19 protein-coding genes and 1 tRNA gene are annotated in these 26902 nt (G+C 45.9%); 19 read left to right on the top strand and 1 reads right to left on the bottom strand.

Annotated elements, in window-relative coordinates; genetic code table 11:
- The first annotated feature begins 120 nt into the window (after positions 1-120).
- The 12 genes from GJR95_RS27070 to GJR95_RS27125 all read left to right on the top strand — a co-directional run bounded on the left by GJR95_RS27070 (position 121) and on the right by GJR95_RS27125 (position 14471).
- On the top strand, positions 121-1338 hold the full coding sequence (locus GJR95_RS27070) for a sll1863 family stress response protein (protein WP_162388826.1): 1218 nt from the start codon (positions 121-123) through the stop codon (positions 1336-1338).
- 107 nt (positions 1339-1445) lie between these two features.
- Positions 1446-1955 (top strand): gamma carbonic anhydrase family protein, encoded by a 510-nt coding sequence (locus GJR95_RS27075; protein WP_162388827.1) that lies wholly within the window; start codon positions 1446-1448, stop codon positions 1953-1955.
- Positions 1956-2045: 90 nt separating this feature from the next.
- Positions 2046-2663 (top strand): HupE/UreJ family protein, encoded by a 618-nt coding sequence (locus GJR95_RS27080; protein ID WP_162388828.1) that lies wholly within the window; start codon positions 2046-2048, stop codon positions 2661-2663.
- Between the two features lie 106 nt (positions 2664-2769).
- The gene (locus GJR95_RS27085; RefSeq protein WP_162388829.1) at positions 2770-5169 is read left to right on the top strand and encodes a M1 family metallopeptidase; all 2400 of its coding nucleotides are present in this window, start codon (positions 2770-2772) and stop codon (positions 5167-5169) included.
- A gap of 25 nt (positions 5170-5194) precedes the next feature.
- Complete coding sequence (locus tag GJR95_RS27090; RefSeq protein ID WP_162388830.1) at positions 5195-7600, top strand: M1 family metallopeptidase; 2406 nt, start codon at positions 5195-5197, stop codon at positions 7598-7600.
- Positions 7601-7689: 89 nt separating this feature from the next.
- A tRNA-Pro gene (locus tag GJR95_RS27095) sits at positions 7690-7763 on the top strand.
- 542 nt (positions 7764-8305) lie between these two features.
- Positions 8306-9373: a T9SS type A sorting domain-containing protein gene (locus GJR95_RS27100; protein WP_162388831.1), complete on the top strand. Its 1068-nt coding sequence runs from the start codon at positions 8306-8308 to the stop codon at positions 9371-9373.
- A 975-nt stretch (positions 9374-10348) separates the two neighbouring features.
- Complete coding sequence (locus GJR95_RS27105; RefSeq protein WP_162388832.1) at positions 10349-11182, top strand: MotA/TolQ/ExbB proton channel family protein; 834 nt, start codon at positions 10349-10351, stop codon at positions 11180-11182.
- A gap of 64 nt (positions 11183-11246) precedes the next feature.
- Positions 11247-11873, top strand: a complete 627-nt coding sequence (locus GJR95_RS27110) for an ExbD/TolR family protein (RefSeq protein ID WP_162388833.1) — start codon at positions 11247-11249, stop codon at positions 11871-11873.
- Positions 11874-11951: 78 nt separating this feature from the next.
- On the top strand, positions 11952-12488 hold the full coding sequence (locus GJR95_RS27115; protein WP_162388834.1) for an ExbD/TolR family protein: 537 nt from the start codon (positions 11952-11954) through the stop codon (positions 12486-12488).
- 4 nt (positions 12489-12492) lie between these two features.
- Positions 12493-13317 carry an energy transducer TonB gene (locus GJR95_RS27120; RefSeq protein ID WP_162388835.1) on the top strand — a complete coding sequence of 275 codons (825 nt, stop codon included), beginning with the start codon at positions 12493-12495 and terminating at the stop codon, positions 13315-13317.
- 176 nt (positions 13318-13493) lie between these two features.
- A complete protein-coding gene (locus GJR95_RS27125; RefSeq protein ID WP_162388836.1) occupies positions 13494-14471 on the top strand; it encodes a PstS family phosphate ABC transporter substrate-binding protein in 978 nt (325 codons plus the stop codon).
- Between the two features lie 220 nt (positions 14472-14691).
- Here GJR95_RS27125 and GJR95_RS27130 read toward each other — a convergent pair whose 3' ends face one another.
- The gene (locus GJR95_RS27130) at positions 14692-15819 is read right to left on the bottom strand and encodes an SGNH/GDSL hydrolase family protein (protein ID WP_162388837.1); all 1128 of its coding nucleotides are present in this window, start codon (positions 15817-15819) and stop codon (positions 14692-14694) included.
- Between the two features lie 860 nt (positions 15820-16679).
- Here GJR95_RS27130 and GJR95_RS27135 point away from each other — a divergent pair.
- The 7 genes from GJR95_RS27135 (at position 16680) to GJR95_RS27165 (ending at position 26816) form a co-directional block, all read left to right on the top strand.
- Complete coding sequence (locus GJR95_RS27135; protein WP_162388838.1) at positions 16680-18449, top strand: tetratricopeptide repeat protein; 1770 nt, start codon at positions 16680-16682, stop codon at positions 18447-18449.
- A 175-nt stretch (positions 18450-18624) separates the two neighbouring features.
- Positions 18625-19203 (top strand): adenylate kinase, encoded by a 579-nt coding sequence (locus GJR95_RS27140; protein WP_162388839.1) that lies wholly within the window; start codon positions 18625-18627, stop codon positions 19201-19203.
- Positions 19204-19261: 58 nt separating this feature from the next.
- A complete protein-coding gene (obgE, locus tag GJR95_RS27145) occupies positions 19262-20272 on the top strand; it encodes a GTPase ObgE (RefSeq protein ID WP_162388840.1) in 1011 nt (336 codons plus the stop codon).
- A gap of 62 nt (positions 20273-20334) precedes the next feature.
- Entirely contained in the window at positions 20335-23304 is a 2970-nt protein-coding gene (locus tag GJR95_RS27150; protein WP_162388841.1) for a T9SS type A sorting domain-containing protein, read from the top strand.
- A 174-nt stretch (positions 23305-23478) separates the two neighbouring features.
- A complete protein-coding gene (locus GJR95_RS27155; protein WP_162388842.1) occupies positions 23479-25614 on the top strand; it encodes a T9SS type A sorting domain-containing protein in 2136 nt (711 codons plus the stop codon).
- 219 nt (positions 25615-25833) lie between these two features.
- Positions 25834-26205: an NADH-quinone oxidoreductase subunit A gene (locus GJR95_RS27160; RefSeq protein WP_162388843.1), complete on the top strand. Its 372-nt coding sequence runs from the start codon at positions 25834-25836 to the stop codon at positions 26203-26205.
- 65 nt (positions 26206-26270) lie between these two features.
- Positions 26271-26816 carry an NADH-quinone oxidoreductase subunit B gene (locus tag GJR95_RS27165; RefSeq protein WP_162388844.1) on the top strand — a complete coding sequence of 182 codons (546 nt, stop codon included), beginning with the start codon at positions 26271-26273 and terminating at the stop codon, positions 26814-26816.
- The last annotated feature ends 86 nt before the right edge of the window (positions 26817-26902 follow it).

The raw sequence follows: 26902 nt of genomic DNA on the forward strand, positions 1-26902 counted from the left end.
CAGTTTTTAGGGCAATAGCTTCCCCAACTTAGTGCTTAGTAGTGTCTGACGGCTCAAAAAACGGTGTGGTACGTTTTTTGAGCCGTTTTTGGTAACATACCAACAAATGATACTAACGTTATGGAAAGGAAAACATGGGTTGTAGCGGCTATGCTGGCAGCTATGACAAGTTTGTCGTCCTGCGCTTCGTTTGAAAGCTGGCTCTATGGCGGCTCGAAAAACAGTCGACAGGACATGGTACAACGGGATCGCACGAGTGATACCCGCGACTCGCGAAGACGTTCGTCGGATGATATGGATGACAGATCCAGCCGGAATCGTGACGATAGGCAAGATGAACGCATGAGTCGGAACGATTCGCGCAACTATAACTCGTCTGATTCGTACCGAAACTCGTATCGGTCATCAGATAACCGGGACGACCGGCCCAATCGTGTGTCTGATAGCGATTCCTACAGTAATCGCGACAATGATCAATCGTATGATCGCCGGGATTCCTACAGCAATGATGACCGCGATCGCTACTCCAACTCCAGAGACTCTTATAACGACCGCTACTCCAACAACCGCAGCAACTACGATGATCGGGATTCACGCGACTCGTATGGCTACCGTTCTGACAACAATTCTCGGAATAGAAACGATAACAGCCGCAATTACGACAACCGGGATAATGACCAGGATTCGCGCCGAAACGATCGATCCGGCTACAATGATCAGCGTTATGATGATCGCAGTAACCGCAATGATGACCGGGATTCCCAACGCGACGACCGGGATAATGATCGCTCTAACAACGATAGTGACCGTAGCAATCGGGGTGGCTTAAGCAATCTGTTTGATCGTCGGGATCGGGATGATCGCGACAACCGTAATGATGACCGGGATAGAGATAGCCGTCGCGACGATCAGCGGAACGACGACCGCGATAGCCGAAACAGTCAGAACAGCCGCAATGATGATCGCGATAGTCAACGCGACGATCGCGACCGTCGCCAGGATACGGATCGTGGCGACCGGAATAGCCGAAATAATGATAAATACAGCGATGATCGGAAAGATCTGTCCGACCGTATTTCGGAACAAATGGATAAACTCGACGACCAACTCGATGATGCCAAAGCCGAGGTAAAAAACGAAAGCCGTAAAGATCGAAAAGCACGTGAAGACCGCATCAACGATCTTGAGGATAAACGTCGCCAGTTGTCAGACTCCTATTATAAAGTTCAGCGGTCGGGCGAAGATGATTTCAAAAAAGTGAAGCGCGAAGCCAACCGCACAGTCGACGATATTGAAGATGCCATTGAAAAAATGGGCGATAAGATTGACAAAAAGTAATCATTTGTTGGCTCTATCCGTTGGGACTGGTCTGAAAGGCCAGTCCTTTTTTTTGCCTGAACGTATCAATGCCCTGCAAACCACAAACCACAAGCTATATTTGCAGTATGGCATTAATAAAACCTGTTCATGGGATTCATCCCACGTTTGGCGACAATTGCTGGTTTGCTGAAAACGCTACCCTTGTTGGCCAGATCACGATGGGCCGCGATTGTACGGTCTGGTATAACGCTGTTGTTCGGGGCGACGTTAATTCGATCACATTTGGCGACCGCTGTAACGTTCAGGATGGAGCGGTAATTCATTGCACGTACCAACGGCATAAGACCACAATCGGCAATTACGTATCGATTGCCCATAATGCGATCGTTCATGGCTGCACCATCGAAGACAAAGTGCTGATTGGAATGGGAGCGATTGTTATGGATGGAGCCGTAATCGGAACAGGAAGCATCGTTGCCGCTGGCGCTATCGTTACCCAAAATACCATAGTACCACCCGGTTCAATTTACGCCGGGAATCCGGCCCGATTCCTGAAAGTAGTTTCGCCCGAACAGGAAGAAATATTCATGCGTACTGCCAACAACTATGTCATGTACGCTGGTTGGTTTAAGTAGGCTCATGGCAGCTAAAACGTCAGCATTATTGCTGCTCTGGCTACCCCGTCAGCCCAGCGCAAACTGAATACTGCGTACCCTTCTCAGCACATGGATGACTTTTTAATTTACCTCCGTCTGGGTTTCGACCACATTACGGACCCCAGTGGTTATGATCACATTTTATTTGTCATTGCCCTTTGCGCCGTTTATACACTCAGGCAGTGGCGGCAAGTTCTGATTTTAGTGACCGCTTTTACAATTGGACACTCGATTACTTTAGCGCTGGCTACACTCCAGCTTATTACCTACAAAACCGCGCTGATCGAATTACTGATCCCGATCACAATTTTTATCACAGCGATAACGAATTTCTTTTTTCAGGAGACGAAATCGCGGTCGCTGGCGTCGTCGAACCAATCAGGCCGGCCCTGGCGCTATGCACTGGCACTGGCATTCGGGCTGATTCACGGCATGGGATTCTCCAATTATCTGCGTAGTCTACTAGGTCGAGAAGCCGATATTGTTAAGCCATTACTAGCCTTTAACATTGGGCTGGAACTTGGGCAACTGGTTATTGTCAGTATCATACTGGCGATTGCCTATATTGTGCTTGACGTGTTCCGAAGCAGCCGACTTCGCTGGACACTCATTGTATCGGGTATAGTGGCCGGAATGGCTTTATCGCTGATTATTAATAACGAGTATTTGGGCGAGTTACTGAAATAAGAATTACCGCTCCTCCTTTGGCACCTTATTCTCATCAAAATACAGATCGGGTAAACATCTTTTTTTTGTATTTTTAGCCCTTCTGTCAACAACTATAATCCAATTTATGCAAAAGATAATTTTGCTGGTAACGAGTTTAACCATTTCAACATGGTCTGCTCAAGCTCAGGCGCCACCTCCTTCGACGCAACACGCTAACACGCGCTTTGAGCAGCTTGGCCCGATATTGCCTACGCCCAACACATTCCGAACAGCCTCTGGAGCGCCCGGAAAGGATTATTTTCAAAATCGTGCCGACTATGATATCAAAGCGACTCTCGACGATACCAACCAGAAAATAACCGCTTCCGAAACGATTACTTACCACAATAACTCGACGGATGCGCTTCCCTATATCTGGCTTCAGGTCGATCAGAACCTGTTCAAGCCCGATGCCACCGGCCGAACATCGCAAACCAATAGCATCAGTGCCGAACGTGGATCATCGTTTCAGCAACTGGGTGCAATGACGGCTCTTAATGATAAAGATTATGGCCAGAAAATCACATCTGTCCGCGACCAGGCCGGGAAGCCAATTAAATATACCATTAACCAGACCATGATGCGGATCGATTTACCTCAGCCACTGGCACCGGGGAAATCGGTAACGTTTTCAATCGACTGGAATTTCAAAATTGTTGACGTTAAAAGTGTTGGCGCTCGGTCGGGTTTTGAATTCTTCCCGAAAGATGGCAATTACGTCTATGAAATTGCTCAATGGTTTCCACGGCTGTGTGCTTACAGCGATGTGACTGGCTGGCAAAACAAGCAGTTTCTGGGGCAGGGGGAATTCACGCTGATTTTTGGCAATTATAAAGTCGCGCTGACAGTTCCCAACGACCATGTTGTCGGCGCAACCGGCGAACTTCAGAACCCAGCGCAGATTCTAACACCCACACAGCAAAAACGCTGGAACGAAGCAAAAGGACGGGGTGATAAGCCGGGCGAAAACCCCGTACAGATTGTGACGCAGGCTGAGGCTGAAGCGGCCGAAAAAGCCAAGCCGGGCGATGTTAAAGGGACTAAAACCTGGATTTACAAGGCTGATAACGTCCGCGATTTTGCCTTTGCCAGCAGTCGGAAATTCATCTGGGATGCTCTTCAACCAAACGTGGAAGGGAAACGAGTTTGGGCGATGTCATTATATCCTAAAGAAGCCAACCCACTTTGGGGTCAGTATTCTACCCGACTTGTCGCCCATACTCTCCGCTCCTACTCAAGCCGGACCATCGCCTATCCGTATCCAGTAGCCTACTCCGTTCATGGCCCCGTTGGCGGCATGGAATATCCCATGATTTCGTTCAATGGCGCTCGCCCTGAGCCAGATGGCACGTATTCTGAGGGCACCAAGAATTTCCTCATCTCGGTAGTTATTCACGAAGTTGGCCATAACTTCTTTCCGATGATCGTCAACTCCGATGAACGGCAATGGTCGTGGATGGACGAAGGACTAAACAGTTTTCTGGAGGGGCTAGCCTGTCTGGAATGGGATGCCGATTTCCCTGCACATGGAATCGATCCTCAATACATCGTGCCGTATATGCAGCTCGATTCCACGCAGCAGGTCTCAATCATGAGCAGTTCGGATAACATTCCGAGAAATACGTTCGGACCAAATGCCTATACAAAACCCGCTACGGCACTGAACATCCTTCGGGAGACGGTAATGGGCCGTGAACTCTTTGATTACGCTTTCAAAGAATATGCCCGCCGGTGGGCGTTCAAATCGCCCGAGCCTGCCGATTTCTTCAGAACTCTGGAAGATGCATCGGGCGTTGACCTGGACTGGTTCTGGAAAGGCTGGTTCTTTGGCGTTCAGCCCGTCGATCAGTCGTTGGTAAAAGTTGACTGGTTCCAGGCTAATTCGCAGAATCCGGAAATAACGAAGGCCGAAGCCCGGAAAGCTGCTCAGCAACGATTAAACACGATCAGCAAACAGCGCGACGCGCTAAGCAAGGATGAGACAGTCGTTGCGCAGGACAGCTCCATGCGTGACTTCTACAATCGCTACGACCCCTATGCAGTTACTGATGAAGATCGCAAAAAGTATCAGGATTATCTGGCCTCGCTCTCGGCCGAAGAACGGCTGCTGGCCGAAGCCGGGACAAACTTTTACACACTATCCCTCAAAAATAAAGGCGGCATACCCATGCCGGTCATTGTGCGGATGGAGTTTGAAGACGGAACGGATTCCGTAGCTCGCTTTCCAGCCGAAATCTGGCGCTTCAATGATGTGTCGATTAAAAAAGTAATCGCAACGCCTAAGAAAGTGAAGCAATGGACGCTCGACCCTTATTATGAGATCGCAGACATCAATACTGAAGACAATACGTTCCCGCCAACCCCACAGCCTACACGCTTCCAGTTGTTTAAGCAGCAACGGCAGGGCGGAGGAGCAGCTGGCCCTAATCCAATGCAGCAACAACGTCAACAATCACCGGCCAAGCAAGGAACCGGTCGTAATTAACCAAGAATTTAACTTCCAATAGACTATGAGAAAAACAGTGTTGATGGCTGGTCTGACCCTTTGGTCGGCAGCTTTATTGGCCCAGGCCCCAACCGCTCCGACCCAAAACGCCAATACGCGTTTTGAACAGCTCGGGCCAACGCTGCCTACACCAAACACCTTCCGTACGGCCGCTGGCGCACCTGGAAAAGACTATTTTCAGAATCGTGCCGATTATGACATCAAGGTCGAACTTGATGATGCGAATCAAAAAATTATCGGTACGGAAACCGTTACCTATCATAATAACTCAACCGATGAGTTGCCATTTATCTGGCTACAACTCGACCAGAATCTGTTCGCCAAAGGTTCTACTGGTAGTGTAACCCGCACAGGTGGTGTTAACGAAAGCGGAATGAGCTTTGCTCAGTTGCAGAACCTGACGTCTGTTCGCGAGCGCAGCAGCCAGCAGGCAACCGATAAGTATGGCTACAAGATTACATCCGTTAAGGACTCGAAATCAGGCAGCCCGCTTAAATATACGATCAACCAAACCATGATGCGAATTGATCTGCCAGCCCCTTTGAAACCCGGTGCCAGCTATTCATTCAACGTAGACTGGAACTACTTCGTCACCGAATACTATGGTCGGAGCGGTATGGAGTTTTTCGCGAAAGATGGGAACTACAATTACTTCATTGCCCACTGGTTTCCCCGTTTGTGTGCGTATAACGACGTAAACGGCTGGCAGAACAAACAGTTTCTGGGGCAGGGCGAGTTTACCCTGATTTTCGGTAATTACAAAGTTGCTATCACCGCTCCCAGCGACCACATTGTTGGTGCCACGGGCGAGTGCCAGAACTATAAGCAAGTACTTTCGGCTACCCAACAGAAGCGTTTGGCGCAAGCGGCTACGTCTAAAAACCCAGTCGTTATCGTGACGCAGGACGAAGCCGAGACAGCGCTAAAAACCAAACCTAGCGATAAAGTAAGCAAGAAGACATGGGTGTTTGCCGCAGCTAACGTGCGCGATTTTGCCTTCACAAGCAGCCGTCGGTTTATCTGGGATGCCATGCAGACCGATGTTTATGGCGATGGACGCAAAATCTGGTCGATGTCTTACTATGCCAAAGAAGGGAACCCGCTTTGGGGTCAGTATTCGACGCGGGTAGTTGAGCATACGCTGAAATCGTACGGGAATCGGACGATCAAATACCCATATCCAGTAGCTATTTCCTGCCATGCAACGGCTGGTGGCGGCATGGAATATCCCATGATTTCGTTCAATGGTGGTCGCCCTGAGCCAGATGGAACCTATTCAGAGCAAACGAAAGCGGGCATGATCGGTGTGATTATTCACGAGGTTGGTCATAATTTCTTCCCGATGATTGTCAACTCCGACGAACGGCAATGGACCTGGATGGACGAAGGGCTAAACACATTCTGTCAATATCTGGCCGAAAAAGAATGGGACTACAATTTCCCAAGCCGCCGGGGCGAGCCTCAGTATATTGTCGACTACATGAAGTCCGACAAATCGGTGCTCTCGCCCATTATGACCTCGTCCGATAACGTGATTAGCCTTGGTCCGAATGCTTACGCAAAACCCGCTACGGCATTGAACATCCTTCGGGAGACGGTAATGGGCCGTGAACTCTTTGATTACGCTTTCAAAGAATATGCCCGCCGGTGGGCGTTCAAATCGCCCGAGCCTGCCGATTTCTTCAGAACTCTGGAAGATGCATCGGGCGTTGACCTGGACTGGTTCTGGAAAGGCTGGTTTTATGGTGTTGAGCCCGTCGATCAGGATCTTGTAGAAGTCGACTGGTTTAAAGTAGATGCAGGCGATCCAGTGGCAACAAAAGCGGCAGCAAAAGCCGAAGCCCAGCTTCGAGCCGGAACCATCAGCAAGCAGCGTGATGCAGCCACCAAGGCAGAAACTGTTGTAGCGAAAGATTCGACCATGAAGGATTTTTATAACAGCTACGATCCATATGCCGTTACAGATACTGACAAAAAGAAATATCAGGATTATCTGGCAACGCTAAGCGAAGATGAACGGAAGTCCCTTGAAACGAATGCTGGTACAAATTTCTACACGCTTTCGCTCAAGAACAAAGGTGGTATACCGATGCCGGTTATTATCCGGATGCAATTTGAAGATGGTACCGACTCGGTAGCTCGTTTCCCGGCCGAAATCTGGCGCTTCAATGACGTATCGATTAAAAAGGTCATTGCTACTCCCAAGAAGGTGACCCAATGGACGCTCGACCCCTATCAGGAGATTGCTGACATTGATGCTGAAAACAACTCGTTCCCGCGTGTAGCCCAGCCTACACGCTTCCAGTTGTTCAAACAGCAGCAACGGTTTGGTCCACAGGGTCCTAATCCGATGCAGCAACAGCGCCGGGCTACCCCACCACCTGCCACCCAGGGAAGCGGTAAAAATTAAGTAATCGTGCACAATGGCTAGTGGTGTTTATAATTTACATCATTAGCCATTGTACATTATCCATTATCCATTACTTTTGCAATCCAATTCGGGATGTAGCGCAGTCCGGTAGCGTGCTTGCATGGGGTGCAAGAGGTCGTGGGTTCGAATCCCGCCTTCCCGACAGTAAATATCAGCCACTTACAAATTTTGTAGGTGGCTGTTTTGCTTTTAGGTACAACGTTAGGTACAACAATAACAGCGCTGCCTATCTTCTCCATTACGTACGCCGGGTAGAAAAGCAGGTGTATTCTGCGGATTAACTCCCAAGAGCGAGGTTAAGTCGTAAAAAATAAAGCCTTTTATTCGGCTCGGTATCAATAGCCTTCGATCCTCTTACTCGGCTAAAAGAACATCCATATATACTTGTTCCACAGAATATTATATGTATTCGTCACAATCATATGACGCTGGGCCATTCCAGTAAAATGGAGAATACATTGGATGTTTCTTTCATCAACTTATGGTAACTAATGGAAATTTTTCATAGCCCAAGCAGTAGTAGTCGCCATACTTATATACGGTTAATAAAATTATTTTGTATTGGCCAATAAAACAATAAACTTAGAATTTATAGAATTTTTCTGAGGAAGGTTGTTATGTACTCTTCTGATTGCCTTACTACTTATCAACATTTCATTAAAACTCAACTTAATATTATTCGTTATGAAAACAACTTTACAATTTGCGGGGTGCCTGTTGCTGGCTATTCTGTTTTCTTCAATAGATGGGCTTTATGCTCAAACGATAACGCTCATTCCTGAACTTGAGCAGGGGCACAACTATACTGGTTTCATGGATGCCCGCCAATATACGTCTACCTATCCGCCAGTCATATTGAATGGATCGTTATACTGTACGTATACTGATCCAACAAACAGAGGTCGGTTAGCGAAATTTGATGGTACTACTATAAAACTCATTTCAAATCCTGATGATGGTCCTGGATATACAGGGAATCAAATCGTATTTAATAACGCAATTTATGGCCAATATAGAGATGCAAATTATTTATTTCGATTAGCCAAATTTGATGGCACGACCTTAACGCTCCTTCCTAATCCTGATGGAGGGTGGGGCCATGATGGCTTCTTGGCAGTACTAAACAATACGCTTTACAGCCGTTATCAGGATATCAACACGAACTGCCGATTGGCAAAAATAAATACGTCAACGACTGAAACATCGTTTGCAATTACAGGTGTATCAGCCGTGAGTTGTATGCCCATTACAGACGGAAAACAAGCGGTTACCTTTACTCCTCAATATTCAGGTTTGACTGGTCAGCCTATATCATTTTCAGTAGTCAATGAATTACAGCCTACCACTAGTCCAGGACCTTACAGGCTTGAACTATATTCGGACAACCCTGCCATTACCTTGAAAGCAACACAAGAAGGAACAGTAGGAGAAGCGAGTTATGTATTCAACTGGAAACTAGCCTGTGGTAGTCTTCGTAAGGCAGCTTCTGAATCACTGACTCCCATGAGTATCGTGGCAATGCCTAACCCCGTATCAGGTCAGACTGTAGAGATTGAAGTACAAGGAGCTGGTGGCCAGCTAGTAATCTACCAGGTAATCGATGAGCATGGACGACCGATGAGTCAATTGCGGATTGAGCAAGCTGAAGTAGTTGATCGGCAAACACTTCGTTTAGGTGCATCACCGGGTATATACATCGTAAATGTCAGTACTTTATCTCAGGTTAAAACATTAAGTGTTATCAAGCAATGATAGAAGCTGAGACACTTCTATTTTGCCTATAGACTTTTTAGAACTGAAATAGTGGTAAACAAAAAACCTGCTCAGAGCAGGTTTTTTGTTTACCACTATTTCAGTTACTTAGAGCAGGGTCTGGTTCATAATCGACTATGTCCCGAACGAACGATGTACCCTGCCATACTGACAATAAGGCATGGGCAGTCAATGCCCCACACACTACTGCAGCGATTATTAATAAAAAAGTAAAGACAAGCCATTCCGCCAGGAGCCATCCTTTCGAAATTGTGACAAACCATTGGAAAAAATCGAAGGTAGTTACTCCCCAAGTGGTTAGCACAGTTGCTGCACGGATATAATAAATGTACAACATGGTATAAAAAAACTAATCGTCAATACCAACAAGAGGTGAATTAACAAATCATCTTATATTGACTTTATCCAATATTTAGTTTTTCTTATAAACGCAAAAGAACAATTTTTAATTGATTTATCCCAATGGTCAAACCATATACGATTTAAGTAGGTCGTTTGGATTTTTAGTAAACAAAAAAAATATTTTTATCCGTATGGAATCTGATCAACAGTGGCATCTACAAGAAAGAGATAGCACATGGTTTCCTGTTTGCTGAAGATGCCTTAACAATTATTTTATGAACAAAGCCCCTCCCTCTATCAACTTAGTGGTTTACCTCTCTTGGAAACGCCCAATATGGTACACTTGAAAAACAAGGTTTTACCGGTTAAAACATCAGTAAAGTGCAGATTTTACCCTTAAAGACCTGCCCAAGTAATTATTGATGGCTAATTATAAGCAAAGAAAATTTGGCTAATACATTTGCGTTGTATTCGTCGGAAAAACCATAGTTTTGTAGAGGTTTCGACGGCTTTCACTCAAATTTTTAACTGAACAAACCGAAAGAGTCTAATTTTTTTGCTTTTTTTACCGGGCAAACCAACTTTCAAATTTAACCCTACAGTCCAGTTCCAATGAAAACACAAACTCCTTCTCCAGCACCAGCCAAAGCAGCGGCACCAAAAAAGAAGTCAAGTGGCTTGAATCCCGCACTAATAATTCCAGTTCTGCTGGTGATTGGTATCCTGACGTACATGTTCGTCTTTGGTGATGGCAGCCACTTTCAGGAAGGTGACAATACGAAAGAACCACTACCCGGCGACTACTTCGGTACCGTATACAAGGGCGGCTTTATCGTACCGATTCTGTTTACCTGTTTCTTAACCGTATTGGTGTTCTCGATCGAACGCTTTATCACGATCGGTCGTGCAACTGGTACTGGCTCAATTGATGACTTCGTCCGTAAGGTGAAGTCTCTGCTCGACCGCAATGAAGTAGCTGCGGCTATTCAGGAGTGCGACAAGCAGAAAGGCTCTATCGGCAACGTTGTTAAAACAGCCTTGCTGAAATATCAACAACTGGCTACGGATACCCAGTTAGACAAAGAGCAAAAACTGGTAGCTCTGCAAAAAGAAGTGGAAGAAGCTACTACGCTCGAACTGCCAATGCTGGAAAAGAACCTGACGATCATCGCTACGCTGGCTTCGGTTTCTACACTGATCGCCCTGCTCGGAACGGTACTTGGTATGATCCGTGCCTTCGCAGCCATGGGTGCTACGGGTCAGCCAGATACAGGTGCTCTTTCGACGGGTATCTCTGAGGCCCTTGTAAACACAGCTCTTGGTATCGGTACTGCTGCTATTGCAACGATCATGTATAGCTACTTTACCAGCCGGATTGACGTTCTGACCTACAACATCGACGAAATCGGCCTGAGCATCCAGCAGAACTTTGCTGCTCACTATTAGTCGAGACAGTGTATTTAAACCACCTGCCCGGCGTAATACCGGGCAGGTAGAAACAAAATAACTCATGCCAGCAGTTAAAATTAAACGTGCCAGTTCCACAGTGGACATGACGGCAATGTGCGACGTGGCGTTTCTGTTGCTGACGTTCTTTATCCTGACAGCCCAATTCCGGTCGCAGGATGCAGCAACCATTGAAACCCCGTCGTCGATCTCCGGCATTAAAGTTCCCGATAGTGATATTATGACTATTGGACTTGGCCGGGATGGTAAAGTCTATTTCGGTATCGACAATGCACAGAACCGCATTGCCATGCTGGATAACATTGCTGCAGCGAAAGGTCTTACGTTCACGAACAATGAAAAGAAAGAGTTCTCGCTGATGTCAAACTTTGGATTACCCATTAATCAGTTAAAATCGTATCTGAGCCTTCCAAAGGAACAACAGGCAAAAGTAAAACAGCCTGGCATTCCGACTGATTCGACGGGTGCTGCTCCTACAAACGAACTGAAAGACTGGGTTTTCAATGCCCGTAAGGCTAATAACGGACTTCGAATTGCGCTGAAAGGTGATAACCTCGCTAAATTCCCCGAGTTCAAGAACGTATTGGCTACGCTTCAAGCGCAGAATATTAACAAATTCAACCTGATCACAGGAACAGAAGCTCCTCCAGCAGGTTGGAAAGCAGACTAACCAAGTTTGTGGTTCGTGGTTTACAGTTCCTCAATAGAACAATAAATCACAAACTACAAACCACAAACAAAATAAGCCATGGCAGAAATTAACACCGGTGGTGGTGGTGGTAAGCATGATGGTGGTAAGGTACGGTCCAAGAAGGCGTCTACCCGTGTGGACATGACGCCAATGGTAGACTTGGGCTTCCTTCTAATCACCTTTTTCATCTTAGCCACCACCTTGAGCAAGCCATCTTCGATGACGCTCAACGTACCGGATAAAACCAAAACAGAAGAAACGGAGCCAATCAAGGCCTCCAACGTAATGACGATCTTTCTCGGGAAAGACAATAAAGCCCACTATATTTTTGGTAAGGCTGCCAATGAAGATCCCGAAGTAAAGACTGTTGGCTACGGGTACGAATTCCGGCAGGCGCTTCAGGAAAACGCCAAAAAAGTGGGTGGCGAAAAGTTTGTAGTCGTTATCAAACCAACAAAACAATCAACCTATAAGAATATGGTTGATGTGCTGGACGAAATGGCAATTACCAAGCTTAAGCGTTACGCACTGGTAGACCAGCTGACCGCGGACGAGAAGAAGCTGCTCAAAGACAAAGCAAAATTAGACGCATAACACCATGGCAGAACTAGAATCCCAGGCAACGCTCGATGATATCGTGTTTGCCAATCGGAACAAAGCATATGGTGCCTACGATCTGCGGAAATCATATCCAAAGACTGTTACGCGTGCCTTAATTATTGGTGGTATTCTGTTTACGCTTGGCGTACTTACACCAACCATCATAACGGCTTTGACCCCGGAAAAACAAGAACAGGCAATGGTTGAGGTGGATCTGATGAAGCTTCCGCCACCGCCAATTGACCCGAATGAACCTCCACCACCGCCACCACCACCGGTCGAACTACCGAAGGTGAATACGGTGAAATTCCTACCCCCGGAAGTAAAGCCGGATGAGGAAGTACCGGAAGAAACTCCGCCACCAGCCGTTGAAGAGCTTAAAGAAGCTGTTGCTGCTGAAAAAACCCAGGAAGGTGACCCGAATGCCGAGGAAGTAATTGCTGCTCCTGAAGCTTCGGCAGCCCCTACCAAAGTTGAAGCTGCCGTTGAAGCTGCTCCGAAAGAAGAAGAAATCTTTACGGTCGTAGAACAACAACCAGAATTTCAGGGTGGAATGGCTGCATTGGGCCAATACTTGAGCAAAAACCTTCGCTATCCGGCAGCTGCTCAGCGGGCCAACGTTTCAGGACGTGTGTTCGTTAGCTTCGTTGTTAATACCGATGGTAGTATTCAGGACGTACAGGTGCTGAAAGGTCTGGGCTTCGGTACAGATGAAGAAGCACAGCGTGTGGTAAAGGGTATGCCAAAGTGGCGTCCAGGCAAACAGTCAGGCCGTCCGGTTCGGGTAAAGTATAATCTACCGATCAACTTCACGCTGGAATAATCAATCTATGCGCGGACAAAATCGAGGTCCAGCGAAGCTAACACTATACATTTCAGTACTAGCTTCGCTGGCATACTTGGGAGGAGGCATCGCACTGATTGCCTCCTCTCAGTCTTTTGGAGTGTTTCCTGAAGCCGGATTTTTACGGTATGGACTAGCAACACTCCTGTTGATTTATGGAAGTTTTCGGGCTTATCGTGCCTATCAAGGTTTTCGAGCAAATGATTAGATTAGGAATTGGGGGATCCGTCCTTCTGCTAGGATTGCTTAGCTGTGATAGTGGAAAACCACCCTTGGATAATCCATCCAGAGGCTCTATCGTAATAGCAGCCGACGAGTCATTCCGGCCATTGGTTACCCAGTTAACGTCGGCCTACTCAGGTATTTATCCTGACGCCCATTTTAAAGTAATTTATAAGCCTGAACAGGAGGCAATCAACTTAATGCTAAAGGATAGCGCCCGGATTGCTTTTACGACCCGAATGCTGTCGACCAACGAAAAGGCTGTTTTAAATCAACGAAAAATTGTTGGGTCAACAACCAAATTGGCCACCGATGGTGTAGCGCTTATAATCAACAAAGCCAACAACGATAGTTTGTTAACAATGAGTGAGCTGAAACAGGTTTTCACCGGAAAGCTCGCTCAATGGTCGCAATTGAAAGATGGGAATCAATCAGGGCCAATTACGCTGGTATTTGATAATAACAACTCCAGTAACCTGGATTTTATCCTGCATACCTTCGGGATTACTGATGTTAAAGGGCTACGCATTTTCACGACTAAATCAAACCGGGAGGTTATTGATTTTGTCCGAAAGAATCCATCTGCATTAGGCTTTATTGGTGTCAACTGGATTAGCGACGGCGATGAACCACTTACTGCCGAGCTTTCTAAAGATTTGCGCGTTGTTGGTATTTCGTCAAAAGAGAACCCTACAAAGCGAGCTGATTACTTTCAGCCCTTTCAGGAAGATTTAGGAATGCAGCGATACCCTTTACGAAGACCTGTCTACGTACTGAGTCGTGAATCACATCCGGGGCTGGGTGGAGGGCTCGTAAATTACGTTATGCGGGATGCCGGGTCGCTTATTATTTACAAACTTGGGCTTTGGCCTTCAATTGCCTATAACCGCGAAGTAAATCTCAGGAAATAACATTGTTTTCTTGAGACTAATATTTTTCGAAAATTAGCTATACTTATTTTTCTACCCCCACATTTGATGGTACATTCAATGTGGGGGTTTTTATATCCCAACTATCGCTACATGCGATAAAGTCTTGCTTAAATACCTACATATCTGTTTACAACCGCCACATCTCTATTGGTATAAAGAGTAATCGAGACAGCAACATTAATGGTGAAAATTGCTTCGATTAGGGCATATTTAGCAAATTACGATACGCAGGATGGTGCAATACAAAATCGGCCGCAAAGGCTTCTCCCTGTTTCGACCAGTGACCATCGCAACTGATGTATAAACTGGCTAAAGTGCCTTTATAAGACAGAAAAGCTGGAGCAAGAGAAATGAAAGTGGCTCCATTTCTACGGCAGAAATCGGACAAAATGGGGTCAATCCGATTTTCAGCTCCTTGTTTCAATGCCGAAAGATCGGCTAAAGTAGGTAATGACAGAATAAGTACTTGCTTTCCTTTGGCTTCTTTAATCAATTGGGTAAGCGATTGGCGAACATATTGCCACTGCTCTTCATTAAATGACTGATATCTGGTCATTTTTCCACTTTGAAAGCTTTTAGCGTTAGCTTCTCCCAATAGTCGAAACAAACTGGAATGAGCCAATAAATCAGCTTTGAGTTTATCGCCAAATGACAGGGCAGAATACAATGAATCAACGACTTTCAGTACTTTCGAGTTAGTCTGATGACCACTGGACAGCGCCTGACTTGTATTGGCCAGGCTATAGTTAAGCGTATAATTAGGCGCTTTACCATGCCAGTAAGGTACATAACTTGGCCAATCTACACGCATATAATCCTGCCGTTCATCAAGAATTTCAAAATCATTGGCAGGCAAAAAACCAACAAGTACGATATCATGGTCGAACTGCTTGACAATGCCTTTGTACATGAGGAAGTAATGAACAGGATTAGAGCCATTTACGGCAAAATTCAGATGTTCAGCTCCGGTCTCGCGTTCTAATATAGATGAGAATCGATAGGGCTCATTAACCAGATACCCTTCCATGAACGAATCGCCTACTATAGCTACTCGTTTTCTGTGTGGATTTAAATTGGTTAAAGACCGTTCACGGTCCATAGCCCCAACAGAGTTGTAGGAACGCCGGATTGAATCTCCTTCACAATTCACAAATCGATCCTTGCCCTTTGGCAAATGAGAGCGCCCCGCAATTGGATTTAAATCTCCAGCCGGAAAGGGGCGAATAGCGGTTACACCCGGAGAAACATAAAATCGTCTAAATACAAATGGAGAGCTTTTAACAAGCTGTAGACCTAATACGGTATGCCCAATTGTTTCCAACAACATCAGGAAAAACAGGGCTGATAGAAAAGCAAGCGATAGATTTTGTATCAATTTATGCCGTGACAGCAGCATTAAATGCAGGCAGAATCCAATTATGGCAACTACTATACTAAGTTTCGCAATATTTTTATAGGCGAAGTTGGCAACTAATCCATCTCCATTAGTGATAAAATTATCATATACATAACAGATTAATAGTAGACTTAACGTTATAAGTATGGTCAGCCCCCAAAATGTAACAGCCTTTTTTCTATGCGATATACGAAGAAGGTCTTTGGTCAAGGCAGGCGGTTCATCTGTCAATATCGTTTGCATTTTTTTTATTTAAAACGAAGTTGGACTGTATTTTTGGGTTATTGATTATCCCCGAAATACAGTTGACCCCTAAAACTATTTTCAGGATCGTTCCAACATTCCGGTGTGTGATAGAAGAGTAGATACTAGCTTTTGGAGCTTTATGCACAAAGCTAAGGTATCAATATTTATAATACCAAGTCGGCTCCTGCTGCAAGTATAAATTATTTAATCGAATGTTCACTCATATGTAATTAATATCAACAGTAAAAATACAAAGAAAAAAGGCTATTCTGCTGTTTTTTAGTAATTGTGGCTACCGAATCACATTAATTTATAGCCGAACTAAAAATATTGTGAACGATCCGGAAATATATAATTCAAAAAAAATACCACATACGTGCATACAAATCCCCTATCTATATAGTTATGTGTAAAAAAGGCGGTGTTTGGCAGATCGCTAAACAGACAAACGTAAAAGCAAGTTTTTTGATTTAAAAGCAATTTTTTAGTTTTGCTAATTGTTTAATACTCACAAAACCTTTTTTCTAATTTCCAACCTGAAATACATGATGAACAACCAGAAAAAATCGCTGTTGACCATCCTGTTCGTGGGGGCCATGACTGCTCCATTGATGGCGCAGGACGTCCAAACGGCACTGAAAGACGTGGAGGCTGAGCGATTTGCGAAAGCAGGCCAAACTCTTACGCAGTTAGCCACCAGTTCGCCATCGGCTGAGAATCAATTCTACCTGGGTTATTATTACCTGAGAAGTGGACAAATCGATCAGGCTAAAGCAGCTTTCGACAAGGGAGCAGCTGCCGATGCTAAAAATCAATTAAATAATATTGGTCTGGCTGGCGTAGCCTTAGCAAAAAAAGATCGGGCCGCTGCCAAAACGTTAATTGATAATGCTATTTCCGCAACGAAGAGCAAAGATCAGAATGCGTTGATCCGGGCGGGTGAAATGTACACGCTGGAAGAAACAAATGATCCAGCAGAAGCGATTCGCCTACTCACCATCGCTGACGAAAAAGACAAAAAGAACGAAAATGCCGAGATCGAGATGCTTCTGGGCGATGCGTACTTCTTGAAAAATGACGGTGGTAATGCGATCTCGAAATACGAAAACGCATTAACGATTACTCCCAATCTGGCGGAGGCTAACTACAAAATTGGCCGCTTATATCTCCGTGGGAAGAACTATGTAAAAGCTCAGGAATATTTCAAACTGGCTATTCAGAACGATCCAGAGTTTGCTCCTACGTATCGGGCATACGCTGATGCACTCGCAAACTCCCGTGCCTACAAAGCGGCTGCTACAAACTATGAACTGTACGTACAGAAGAGTGGAACAACCGATCCGGAGCAATTACTTGATGTAGCTCGCTACAAATTCCTGGCTCAGGATTATCAGGGAGCAATTGCCTATCTCGACCAACTGAAAGGGAAAATCAACAACCCAATTATTGATCGGATGTATGGCTGGGCTTACTCGGCTCTGGGCAAAAACAATGAATCGGTCGAATCATTGAACCGGTTCATTTCGACTGCTCCTCAGAAAGTAATTTATGACGATTACAAGTATCTTGGACGGGCATACTCGCAACTAGGAACACCAGAAGGCGATTCGCTTAGCATTATTAATCTGGAGAAAGCAGCTCCTCAGGATACGACGGAGAATCTGTACCGTGAGATTGGCGAGAAGCTTTATAAGAACAAGAAGTACGACAAGGCGGCTACGTATTACGCAAAAACAATCGCGAACGACAAAAAGCCACAAAACAATGACTTCTTGTGGTTAGGTCTTGCCAATTATCAATATGCTCCACGAGTAGGTCGGGATAGCACAGTTGCGCAGATGGACACCGCGCAGATTAAGCAGGTGAAGCAACAGTATTACTTACGGGCAGATTCGGCGTTTACACAAATGGCGCAACGAATTGAAGCAGATGGTAAAAAGTATCCTTTGGCTTACTATTATCGGGCCGGTGCTAACTACTATGCTTACCCGAACGATAAGGATAAAGCAGCTAGTTTAGCGGGTCCGCTTTATGAAAAATTCATTGAGCAGGCAATTGCTCCGGATTCTTCGGATAAGACGGACTATAAGCGATACTTAGTAACGTCTTATAAAGCATTGGCCGGATTCAGTATTTTAAAGAAAGACGACGCCAAAGCGAAGGAATATTTCGAAAAGGTGCTGGCCATTGATCCAAATGATGAAAGTGTGAAAAAAGCGCTGGAAGGCCCGAAAGAAGCACCAGCACCAGCTACTCCGGCTAAGCCTGCGGTTAAACCCAAGACTCCGGCTAAAAAGAGTACAGCCGGTAAATAATTTCACGGACTAATGAATCAAATAAAAAGCGCAGGCGGCCGTCTGCGCTTTTTATTTGATTTCCAGTTAATAAAAACCTGTTACCCGTTTCCAGTGCGTATATTATTTTCCGGGCGGAATCGTAACTTTGCGGGCGCAAATTTTTACCCAGACGACACTACCTTATAGAAGCCGTATGCTTAACCTTGTACTGTTTGGCCCTCCAGGTGCTGGCAAAGGAACACAGAGCGAGAAATTAATCCGCAAATACAATCTGGTTCATTTATCTACTGGCGATTTATTACGTTCTCAAATTGCTGCTGGTACAGAATTAGGGCAGAGGGCAAAGCAATTGATGGATCAGGGCTTATTAGTACCAGATGAGGTAGTGATTGGCATGATTGAAAATAAGTTACAAGAGAATCAATCTGCCGCAGGATTCATTTTTGATGGATTTCCGCGAACTGTTCCTCAGGCAGAAGCGCTGGATCAACTGTTGAGTCAGCACGATACTCAGATTACGACCATGATTGCTCTTGTTGTAGACGATGAAGAGTTAACCCGGCGTTTATTATTGCGAGGGCAAACCTCTGGCCGCCCGGATGATCAGAATGAAGAACTCATTCGACGGCGTGTTAAAGAATATAACGACAAAACTACCCCGGTAGCCGATTACTATAATCAGCAGGGAAAGTTTGCCGCCATCGATGGTATTGGTGATATTGAAACGATCTTCAGTCTTATCTGTAGTAAGATTGAGCAGGCCGTTAGTTAGATTTTCGTTACCAACCCAGAAGAATACCTACACTATAGGTATAGGGAGTATATAACATATGGCTTCATCCAATTTTATTGACTACGTAAAAATAAACTGTCGTTCGGGCGCGGGCGGAGCTGGATCGGTTCACTTCCGACGCGAAAAGCATACCCCTAAAGGTGGCCCTGATGGCGGTGATGGTGGACGGGGTGGCCATATTATTTTAAAAGGAAACGCTCAACTCTGGACGTTGCTTCACTTAAAATATCGTAAACACGTAAAAGCGGAGAACGGAACAGCCGGTGAAGGTGGCCGACGGAGTGGTGCGCAAGGCCAGGACGTTATTTTGGAAGTACCACTGGGAACCATTGCCCGCAATCCCGATACAGGAAAGCAGTTAGCCGAAATTACTGAAGACGGGCAGGAAATCATTCTGTTTCCTGGCGGCAGAGGTGGCTTAGGCAACGACCATTTTAAATCAGCAACCCAGCAGGCCCCCGATTATGCTCAACCAGGCGAAGCGGGCCTTGAAGAATGGGTTGTACTGGAATTAAAACTTCTGGCTGATGTTGGCCTGGTCGGCTTTCCTAATGCTGGTAAGTCCACGCTGTTATCTGTATTATCGGCGGCCCGGCCCGAAATTGCTGATTACCCTTTTACAACCCTTGTACCTAATTTAGGTGTCGTAGCGTATAGAGATTATAAATCGTTCGTGATGGCCGACATTCCGGGCATTATAGAGGGAGCGTCTCAGGGGAAAGGGCTCGGTCTGCGCTTTCTGCGGCATATTGAACGCAACTCGGTTCTTTTGTTCGTAATACCAGCGAACAGCGATGATATTCGTCAGGAGTATAATACGCTACTGAATGAATTACGTGAATATAATCCAGAATTGATGGATAAAGATCGCTTACTGGCTATCTCAAAAATAGACTTGGTTGACCAGAGCGACATAGCACGGATTAAAGAAACATTACCAAAGAAATTACCCGTAACGTTTATATCGGCGGTTAGCCAACTTGGATTAGATGAATTGAAGGACAGCATCTGGCAACGCTTAACGGCAAATCCAGAGCCAGCCGAGTAAATAGTTTCGAATTTAGTAAATCTGGCCGCCAAGAATACAACCTGGCCGCATCTATACGCACTATGAAACATATTTCGTTGGCCTGCTATCTGGCAGTGTGGCTATTATTGCCAACTCTATTGATGGCTCAGATTCAAGTATCGTTTCCTACTACCCGGGCTGTTTTTCAGCGTAATAATGCCAATCAGGCGATTATTAGGATCACCGGTTACTACACAGCCACGATCACACAGGTACAGGCCAGAGTACAGGCCAGAAATGGGCAAGGTACTTCTGTAGACTGGCAGCCTATCCAAAATAGCCCAGGTGGTGGAACCTACGCAGGCGATCTTACTGTATCGGGCGGTTGGTATGATCTTCAGGTACGGGGTATGAACAACGGGCAGCAGGTTGGAGATATCATTACTGTCGAACGCGTTGGTGTAGGAGAAGTATTTGTCGTAGCCGGCCAATCAAACGCACAGGGCGTTCACTATAGTGCACCTATCTCGACAGATGATCGGGTTAATTGCGTAAACTATAGATACCCCGACAACGGCTTCCCGAATGACCCTCCCGTACCTCAATTCTCGCACTTAGACAATGGGGCAGGTTTTACTATTGCTCCCCGTGGCATGGGAAGTTGGTGCTGGGGCCGCCTGGGTGATCTTTTGGCCACTAGGCTGAATGTTCCTGTTATGTTTTTTAACGCAGCTTTTACAGGAACATCCGTTCGAAACTGGAGTGATAGTGCCCCAGCGGGTGGTACGGCCTACGGGTATGGGGGATCACCTTATCCGGCTCGGCAACCTTATATAAACCTCAAATTTGCCTTACAGAATTATTGCAATATGCTTGGTGTACGGGCTGTTTTATGGCACCAGGGAGAAGCTGACAATTTGTTCAATACAACGACTCAAAGCTACGTCACCGACCTTCAGTTTGTTATTAATCAAACCCGGCAGGATTTTGGCAGAAACGTTTCCTGGGTAGTTGCCAGAGCTTCCCATTATGATCCTTTAGGGCCAAGTAGCAAAATAATCGCTGCCCAGGATCAGGTTATTGCGACAACGCCTAATGTATTTGCTGGTCCCTCTACCGACACCGTTCAGGTTCCACGTTATCGTGCGCCCCTTTTTGATCCTGATCGTGTTCATTTCGATTTTAATGGATTAATCTCAGTCTCTAATCTTTGGAATAGTAGCTTAAGTGATGCCTTCTTCCAGACATCGACTCCTCATGGCCCCGCTTTGGCCCCAACGGTTACGGTAGCGTGTGCAGGTAATAACTTAACGTTCACAATTAATGGTAGTTATTCGTCCATTCAGTGGGAATCGGGTGAAACAACCCAAAGCATAACAAAAGGGCCCGGTACGCTATACCGAGCCAAGGTTAAAGATGCACAGGGGAATACAAATTTTACCAGTTACCTGCGCGTTTCAGATACGCCAGTAGCCTCAATAGTCAGTAATAGGCCACCTGCGATCTGTGATGGAAGCACACTCGCCCTGACCGCTAATTACGATAATGTAACCTGGCTTAGTCAGCCCAACAATACCAGTGTTGCTTCAGGGAAAACATTTAATGCCAGCGCGGCTGGTGCCTATTCGGTTCGATACCGGGATGTCAGTGGCTGTGATTTTGTTTCAAATACCCTCCAGCTTACACTCAATCCTCTTCCGGCAACTCCAACTATAACGAACAGTAAGCCAACCACTTTTTGCCAGGGCGATAATACTGTTTTGCTGGCTTCCAGCGATAATGTTGTCTATAACTGGAGTGATGGACAAAAAACCAAGCAAATTACCGTCACGACATCAGGTTCCTATACGGCTACCGTAACCGATCAGAACGGTTGCACATCAAAACCATCTAATGTGCTTCAGGTAGTATCCAATCCGTTGCCTGCAAAACCCACCATTGTAGCCAATGGCGCTACTACTTTCTGCGCAGACAGGAATGTTATATTGACTGCTTCAACTGAAACGGCCTATTTCTGGACAAACGGGCAAACGGTTCAAAGCCTGACCATTACTCAGTCTGGCGATTACTCCCTCACCACCCGAAATCAGTTCGGTTGCCCATCTGTGCCATCCGATATTGTTACAGTCAAGGTAAACCCGCTTCCTCCCACGCCTTCCGTATCGGCAGCTGGAGCCACAACGTTCTGTGCTGGCAATAGTGTTGCGTTAAATGCAACATCTCCTTTCGATGTAGTCTGGTCGAGCGGGCAGGTGAACAAAACGATCACGGTAAATCAATCGGGCAATTATGCCGCACAGGCTCGTGACCAGAATAGTTGCTTATCTGTTTTCTCGTCGGTTATTAATGTACGCGTAAATCCTTTACCTAACGCTCCAACCATATTATCCAGCCGTTCGCCAACAATCTGCCAGGGCGATAGGGTAACATTTACAGTAGAGGGTCCTTATACAGTCTTCTGGTCAACCGGCGATTCCACTCGTAGTATTACAACCGGGCAGGCAGGCAACTACTCCGCACGAGTTCGCGATGTAAATGGCTGTGTTTCGACACAATCAAATCCTACCGTTGTTGATGTTAAAGCGCTACCTCCTGCTCCAACCATAAATTCGATTGGAACGTATACGCTTGAAGCGGTTAGTTCGACCAATGGCGATCGTTTTCTGTGGCGTCGGGATAATGATTCATTAGCTGTCCAAACCGCCATTATTAAAGCTGGAACATCAGGTAACTATACCGCCCGCTCATCGATCGTTTATTCAAATACACTCACGTGTTTCTCGTTACCCTCGGCCGCCTATCTGCTGACAATTGATCCAAGTTTTAATGGACTTAGCGTTTACCCAAACCCAAATCCAAATAAAATTGTCATTGTTGAAACCCAGCAAAACCTAGCAAACGCTACGCTCACGTTATATACGTTGACTGGCCAAAAAGTTCTGGTTCGAAACATTGCGGTATTCGATGAGCGGAAGCAACTTACCCTAACCGACTTACCAGCTGGTGTTTATATTCTACGAGTTGAAGCTTCTGGCTTTACTGGGTCCAAACGAATTTTGCTCGGTTTGTAATATTATTGCCAAATACACCGTTCAATCATAAAATCCCCGGCAAAATTTGTATTTTGCCGGGGATTTTATGATTGAACGGTGTATTTATTAAGTAAGGTCTGATTGTTGCTATAAGAAATAAATTACGCCTTGATCAGCATACCTACTAGCAACAGGACTGAAGAAAACTGACACATGAAAAACTATTATATCCTGTACATTTTTCTGCTATTTAGTCAGAGGGCTATGCTTCCCAATGCTAAAGCGCAGACTACCGGTCAGGCAATAAAGATTACGTATCCTGAAAGCCGGGCCATTTTCCAACGGGGAGCCGATAACACGAGTACAATTTACGTATCGGGCAATTACTACCAACCAGTTGATAGTGTCCAGGCTCGTGTTATTGCTGAGGTTGCAGGACAGGGCATAAACACCGAGTGGGCTACCATCCAGCGGAATCCACAGGGGGGAATCTTTCAAAGCTCTATCCGGGCGCAGGGAGGTTGGTATCGGCTGGAGATACAGGCCTTTTCGGGAGGAGCCATAGTGGGTAGTGACGTAATCCGCAAAATTGGTGTTGGCGAAGTATTCATTGTCACGGGTCAGTCTAATGCACAAGGTTTTCAGAACTTCGGCGCAGTAGGGGCAGCTGATGATCGGGTCAACTGCGTTACCTATGATAACTCGACGGCAAATTCGCTGGCCGATCCACCAGCGCCTTCCTTTCAGCAACTTGGTGCCGCTTCACTGATTGGGCCCCGCGGCCAGAGTGCCTGGTGCTGGGGTGTACTGGGCGATTTAATTGCGAAACAATATAATGTTCCCGTGCTGTTCATCAATACGGCCTGGGAAGCTACGATCATCAAAAACTGGGTAGAAAGTTCAAACAATCAGACAACCCTCAAGTGGTTTAACAGCCAGCCGTTTCCGGCTGGAATGCCTTACGCAAACTTAGTGATCGCCCTTCGTTATTATTGCTCTCTTCAGGGGTTACGCGCTGTGTTGTGGCAACAGGGCGAAAATGATAACTTTCCAATACACTCCACTCGAAAAGTATACGCTGATGACATGCAGTATCTGATCAATAAGACGCGCTCAGATACAGATCGTTATCCGGCCTGGGTTTTGGCACGATCATCATACAACACAGGCCAGGTAAGCGAAGACATTATTCAGGCCCAAAACGACGTTATCAATACCTATAACAACAATGTTTTTGCGGGACCCTTTACCGATAATATTCAGATTCCCCGTTATGAAGGCGATGTTCACTTTGGCGGAGATGGCTTAAAGCAATTAGGTCAGGCCTGGTTCAACAGCCTGAATTCTATTTTCTTCGCCACATCGCGTCCATTAACACCACTCCCTTCACCCGCCATTAAAATAACTTGTGCAGCAAATAACGCCTTGACAGTTTCATTGCCTGATCTGTATAAATCATATGTGTGGAACAGCGGACAAACGACACAATCGATCACAATCAATAAGTCAGGAGTTTATCGTGCGACTCTGAAAGATAAATATGGCAATACATATTTATCACCCGCTATTGACGTACAAGGCGTAATCCAGCCAACAGTTCCAACAATTTCGCTGAGTAAACAGCCAGGGCAACCGGCCGGTTCTCAGCAACAGATTTGTGCCGATTCAACGTTAACGCTGGTCGCTACTTCTTCCACGGGCAGTATTCCGGTATGGAGTACAGGCATTGCCAGCAGATCAATTACGGTAGGCACATCAGGGGTTTATTCGGCTCAGTCAGTAAATGTATATGGCTGCAAATCAGCACAATCATCAACCATCACATTAACGGCTCGCCCTAAATTACCGGCACCTACGGTCGAACAAGTCGGTACTTACTCGCTACAGGCAACGCTACCTACCCCAACAGGCGGACAGATCGATCAGTTTGACTGGCGCCGGTCCGGCGAAGTTATTCCACAGAATGGGCCAGTCGTAAAAGTTATTGTAAGCGGGAGTTATTCAGCTCGCGATAAAACGACATTCGCATTGAATAATAGCTCCAATCTGACTTGTTACTCTAACTACAGCGCGCCTAAAGATTTTGTGTTCGATCAGACCACCGGCGGAGTCAGTGTATACCCAAATCCGTCAAACGATGGTGTTGTAACCATCGAAACGATTGAAAACCTGAAAGACGCCCTTGTCGACGTTTTTTCATTAACAGGACAGCAACTGTCATCATTTGTGGTTCCAATTTTTGATGAGCGCAAATTGCTTAATTTATCGGGTCTTGCTCAGGGTGAATATATTATCCGCGTCCGGTCGGCAGGCTTTAACGTCTCCCGGCGTATTATCATCGCCCGATAGAAGTAAAGCAATACTCGTTTATACATAAATAAGACCTTTTCCTGGAAAAGGTCTTATTTTGTTTTACACCTGACCAGGGATCAACAGAGACTTGCTTAATCTTGAAAAAACGATGGTTATTCTGTATCTTTGGAAGATGTTCGGGCTAAGGTTCAATGGCAACTAAATGTGTCTATTGGTTTTATCGCTACATTTGCGCCGATATTTTCAATTCATTGTATGAACGCAACCTACCTCCCGGCCGACTATCTGCCGGTGCTGATCCAGCTTGGTTTAGCCCTTGGTTTCATCGTCACAACGATGCTTGTAACCCACGCCATTGGCCCCAAGCGTCATAGCCAAAAAAAGGACGATCCCTTTGAGTGTGGGATTCCTGTTCATGGTGATGCCCGTACTCCAATTTCCATCAAGTATTTCCTGATTGCTATCCTGTTCGTATTGTTCGATGTGGAAGTAATCTTTTTGTACCCATGGGCAGTAAATTTTAAAGGACTGGGTTTAACCGGTTTTATCGAAATGGTTCTGTTTATGGGCTTATTACTGGCGGGTTTCTACTACATCATCCGTAAGGGTGTTCTGAATTGGGAATAGGCCTCAACAAATGAATTTTCGAGCATATTTATTCGTTGTTATAGTAAGCAAATACAACGTATCTTATGGCAACTGACATTAAGCTGGCCGAAGCACCCGCGAGTTACGATGGACCGGGATTTTCCGCCACTTCATTCGATAAAATTATTGGATTGGCTCGGGCAAATTCCCTCTGGCCACTTCCATTTGCAACTTCCTGCTGTGGCATTGAGTTCATGTCAACCATGGCCTCAACCTTCGATCTGGCCCGTTTCGGGTCGGAGCGACCAAGTTTTTCACCTCGCCAGGCCGATATGCTATTGGTAGCCGGAACAATTGCCAAAAAGATGGGGCCGGTTGTTAAGCAGGTATACCTGCAAATGGCCGAGCCACGCTGGGTAATTGCCATTGGGGCCTGTGCGTCAAGTGGTGGTATCTTCGATACATATAGTGTGTTGCAGGGCATCGACCGCATCATTCCTGTCGATGTATATGTACCGGGTTGCCCCCCTCGCCCCGAGCAGATTCTGGATGGCGTGATGCAGGTGCAGGAACTCGCCAAGAACGAATCGCTTCGTCGTCGAAATACTGAAGAGTATCAGAAACTGTTGAATTCGTATAGCATACAATAAATAGTAAATTAGTGAATGAGTAAATGAGCATCCAGCCTCTTCTTACCCATTCACTAGTTCGCTCGTTCACTCATTCACTAATTGAA

The organism is Spirosoma endbachense, from assembly GCF_010233585.1.
GTDB lineage: Bacteria > Bacteroidota > Bacteroidia > Cytophagales > Spirosomataceae > Spirosoma > Spirosoma endbachense.

Coding starts and splice junctions, on each gene's coding strand:
- GJR95_RS27070 (WP_162388826.1), top strand. CDS start 121: ATGGAAAGGAAAACATGGGTTGTAGCGGCTATGCTGGCAGCTATGACA.
- GJR95_RS27075 (WP_162388827.1), top strand. CDS start 1,446: ATGGCATTAATAAAACCTGTTCATGGGATTCATCCCACGTTTGGCGAC.
- GJR95_RS27080 (WP_162388828.1), top strand. CDS start 2,046: ATGGATGACTTTTTAATTTACCTCCGTCTGGGTTTCGACCACATTACG.
- GJR95_RS27085 (WP_162388829.1), top strand. CDS start 2,770: ATGCAAAAGATAATTTTGCTGGTAACGAGTTTAACCATTTCAACATGG.
- GJR95_RS27090 (WP_162388830.1), top strand. CDS start 5,195: ATGAGAAAAACAGTGTTGATGGCTGGTCTGACCCTTTGGTCGGCAGCT.
- GJR95_RS27100 (WP_162388831.1), top strand. CDS start 8,306: ATGAAAACAACTTTACAATTTGCGGGGTGCCTGTTGCTGGCTATTCTG.
- GJR95_RS27105 (WP_162388832.1), top strand. CDS start 10,349: ATGAAAACACAAACTCCTTCTCCAGCACCAGCCAAAGCAGCGGCACCA.
- GJR95_RS27110 (WP_162388833.1), top strand. CDS start 11,247: ATGCCAGCAGTTAAAATTAAACGTGCCAGTTCCACAGTGGACATGACG.
- GJR95_RS27115 (WP_162388834.1), top strand. CDS start 11,952: ATGGCAGAAATTAACACCGGTGGTGGTGGTGGTAAGCATGATGGTGGT.
- GJR95_RS27120 (WP_162388835.1), top strand. CDS start 12,493: ATGGCAGAACTAGAATCCCAGGCAACGCTCGATGATATCGTGTTTGCC.
- GJR95_RS27125 (WP_162388836.1), top strand. CDS start 13,494: ATGGAAGTTTTCGGGCTTATCGTGCCTATCAAGGTTTTCGAGCAAATG.
- GJR95_RS27130 (WP_162388837.1), bottom strand. CDS start 15,819: ATGTTGTTGGAAACAATTGGGCATACCGTATTAGGTCTACAGCTTGTT.
- GJR95_RS27135 (WP_162388838.1), top strand. CDS start 16,680: ATGATGAACAACCAGAAAAAATCGCTGTTGACCATCCTGTTCGTGGGG.
- GJR95_RS27140 (WP_162388839.1), top strand. CDS start 18,625: ATGCTTAACCTTGTACTGTTTGGCCCTCCAGGTGCTGGCAAAGGAACA.
- obgE (WP_162388840.1), top strand. CDS start 19,262: ATGGCTTCATCCAATTTTATTGACTACGTAAAAATAAACTGTCGTTCG.
- GJR95_RS27150 (WP_162388841.1), top strand. CDS start 20,335: ATGAAACATATTTCGTTGGCCTGCTATCTGGCAGTGTGGCTATTATTG.
- GJR95_RS27155 (WP_162388842.1), top strand. CDS start 23,479: ATGAAAAACTATTATATCCTGTACATTTTTCTGCTATTTAGTCAGAGG.
- GJR95_RS27160 (WP_162388843.1), top strand. CDS start 25,834: ATGAACGCAACCTACCTCCCGGCCGACTATCTGCCGGTGCTGATCCAG.
- GJR95_RS27165 (WP_162388844.1), top strand. CDS start 26,271: ATGGCAACTGACATTAAGCTGGCCGAAGCACCCGCGAGTTACGATGGA.